Below are 414 nucleotides of genomic sequence, written 5' to 3'. Positions count from 1 at the left end.
ATTCTGGCAAACAAACCATTCGTTATTTTCGCGTAGTTCCTGATGACCAGGAACTGGTCTGTAAGTTGTGAGAATATTGTCTCAATCCTCTTTCTTGCCTTTGCAAACGGGATGAATGTCGGTTTCCAGTCCTTTTGGTTGAGCCGATACGGACACTCCAGTCTTATGTGTGCGGTTTCGAACAAGTCAAGCTGTACGTCAGCTCCAATATACCCTTTGTCACCATAGATGCTACAGTCGTGATAAGTATGTTTTACATCCTTCATATAATGGAGGTCAGCTACACTTGCCTTTGACAGATCATAGGAATGGATAACTCCACTTAACCCACAGAGAGCGTGTAACTTATAACCAAAATAATACGTATTCTGCGAAGCACAGAAGCCGAAGTCGGGAGCTTGCGAGAAATTTCCG

1 pseudogene is annotated in these 414 nt (G+C 43.5%); it reads right to left on the bottom strand.

Annotation, left to right across the window (positions count from 1 at the left end):
* Positions 1 to 414, bottom strand: a pseudogene (locus KM934_RS12995) (IS982-like element IS1187 family transposase); the annotation flags it as partial.

The sequence above is a fragment of the Hallella faecis genome (assembly GCF_018789675.1).
GTDB lineage: Bacteria > Bacteroidota > Bacteroidia > Bacteroidales > Bacteroidaceae > Prevotella > Prevotella faecis.
The sequence above is the reverse complement of the archived record's forward strand: the minus strand, read 5'-3'. Positions and strand labels throughout refer to the sequence as shown.